General features: G+C 56.9%; 2 protein-coding genes. Both read right to left on the reverse strand.

Features of this window, described 5'->3' with window-relative positions; translation table 11 throughout:
- Positions 1-503: 503 nt before the first annotated feature.
- Positions 504-716, reverse strand: a complete 213-nt coding sequence (locus tag GQE99_RS03985) for a hypothetical protein (protein WP_161350284.1) — start codon at positions 714-716, stop codon at positions 504-506.
- A 753-nt stretch (positions 717-1469) separates the two neighbouring features.
- Positions 1470-2528: a hypothetical protein gene (locus tag GQE99_RS03990; protein ID WP_161350285.1), complete on the reverse strand. Its 1059-nt coding sequence runs from the start codon at positions 2526-2528 to the stop codon at positions 1470-1472.
- Between the last annotated feature and the right edge of the window lie 64 nt (positions 2529-2592).

Genomic DNA, 2592 nt, shown 5'->3' on the forward strand with positions numbered 1-2592 from the left:
ACCGTTGTGCGTGCCCGTCGTGCCGAACGGGTGATCCGTCGGCGCGGTCTTGTAGGGGATGTCGTCCACGATATCCGTGCGGTCGGACAGTTGCGTGTGGTCATCGTTGATGGTGAAACGCATGACACGGTTGGTTTGTGGGTCGGATTTCTCCGAGGCCGAGTAGACGTAGATCCGGCTGTTCNAACGGCGACCCCGTTCATGCCTGCCTGCCCGTCACAGAACAGGTCGTCGGCCACGGTGGCATAGTCCGACACATCTGTATCGTTGGCCCCCATGCCCAGAAGCGCGTTGACGTCACCCGACGGGGTGCGCACGGAAAGCCCGGTGCATTTCTCGGTGAAGAACATCGNCTTGATATATTTCATCTATACCTCTCCTCTCCTGATTTTTCGGTTTGCCGATTGGCCGGACCCGGGGCCCGGCCGGCTCCTCGTCCGGCGAAGATCGATTTCGTATGAAAAACCTCCCGCACGACGAAGAGCCCGGTTCGCGGCGGTGTCTCAAGGTTTCTCGGAATGAGTGGACCCTGAGACGCCATTCTCCGCCGAGCTGTCTTCGTTCTCGCTGTCCGGCGCGGTGTCCTCGGACGCGAAGCGGGCGAGATAAGCCTGGATATCCCGGGCGTCCTGCTCGTCGCGCAGCTTGTAGGACATCTTGCTGCGGGCGCCGGAATCGTCCAGCGCCTCTCGAAGGTGGCCACTGGGATCCTGCACGAACGAAACCAGGTTGGTCTCGTCCCAGGTTACCCCGGTCTCGCCATAGGCGGCGAGGTCATCGCNCGTGAACCGGGCGCCGATCCGACCACGCCGAAAAGGTTCGGCCCGGATCCTCCATCGCGTCCCGCGATCACCTGGTCATCTTCATCCTGAATGACATGGCAGAAGGCACACTGGCGATTGAATANCTTCCTGTGCGACCACGGGTGTCGCCAGCAACATCGTCATGGCAGTTATCGCTGCACGCTTCATGAAATCTCCCTTTGAACCTGCCGCGCCAACGCGAGCGAATTGCGGGGAGTTCCAAATGAAGCGGGCGCGTTCACGGAGCGGTGATCCTCACCATTCTGGTCGTCTGTGTGTACAGGGCCAGATCGCTCCTATAGCCCCGACGCGCTCAAGAACGCGGCCGGCATCAGGAACTGGAAGCTATAAGGGGTGACCATCGTGCCCACCCGCGAACGGATCGAGGACAGATCCAGTCTGAAACGTTGCGGGTATCGTTGCGGCCAGAATCCATAAAACAACAAAGGCGCCCCTAGGGGCGCCTTGTTATTTGGTCGGAGTGGCGAGATTCGAACTCACGACCCCTGCCTCCCGAAAACAGGGGCCTTATTTAGATTCAAGTAGTTACAGGAAAAAGCTGCACGTATGTATCAAACGAATCACGCTGTATGAGCCAAAGCGCGTGCAAGTCTGTGCAAGTCTGCTTCGGCTCTAACGCGTACTGCTCTTACGTGCGGGTCTTGTCTATTCTCCCAATTTAGGAAGCGGGTTGAGAGGTTCAGACGGAGGCACATCAGCCGTGTCTTCCTTGTCATATCCTTCCGGTGTGTCGTCGCCTGCAGAGCCGCGTCCGATCTCCGCTGCAAGGTGTTCAGCAATCTTTGAGCGATGCGCTTGGTAGCTGGGTGGGCTGTCAGGACAAGGGCCATCCGCGTTATCCGGAAGCATGATTTCGTCGGTACCCACGACTTCGCAATAGGAAACAAGGTACTCGGCGAGTTGCGTCCGATCTGGCGGGCCCTTGGGGCTGAGGAGGTTTCGTTCGAGCTTACGGGTCTTCTCAGTAGGAAGGTGTTTGAGGGTATCAATGAATAGGCTTGGATACGCTTCGCCCTTGTTCACGCCTTTCATAGGCATTGGCTGTTCAAGGTGGATATCAAAATCGAAGCCGAATCCTGGTTCAGCTTCCGCAAGAAGTCTTGCCAGTTGAACGCTGAGAGCAAAGCGTTCGGGCTTTGCGGAATGCGCTACCCGGAAGCCCGTATCGATCGCTTTTCCAAGAAAGTCATAGTCGAACGGTTTGGCGTCTGCAGCGGCTTCCAGCGCTTCAGAGGCTGAGAGCATGTCTGGTTCTTCAGCGGCGCCCTCTCGTCTAAGTTTCACCGCGCGATTGGGCTCCGGAAAAGCTGCCAAGAACCCGGCTCCTTTCAGGTTCAGATCGTGTTTGCCGTCAGCGAGAACCTTTCTGTATTCATGCAGCGTATGAATGAATGCTTTGAGCGCAGTGGCTACAGCAAGTTTAGTTGTAACTCGTCCGCAGAAGACCAGTTCATCTCCAACCGCCTTCCAAAGCTTTGGGCAGTGGTCAGAACCCATGTTTTCTGTTCGCTGCTTGTCGAAAGTTGCCGCATATCGATCCGGGAAATTCGTGTAGAACTGCTCAAAAAGCGTGACCCATCGTGGTGTTGCACCGGAGTCGCGTTGTTCGCCGCTTGCTGAGTTCTTGAACGCTGTAGAGCCGCTCAGGTCTACTGAGAGAAACAAGCGTACACGATATGACCTGCCACGGGATTTTTCCTCCACCGTCGATTAGAGTCCGGCCCAACCTGAGGACGGACAATGAAGCGAACGAGATTCACGGACGAAC

The sequence above is a fragment of the Maritimibacter harenae genome, from assembly GCF_009882975.1.
Classification (GTDB): Bacteria; Pseudomonadota; Alphaproteobacteria; order Rhodobacterales; family Rhodobacteraceae; genus Maritimibacter; species Maritimibacter harenae.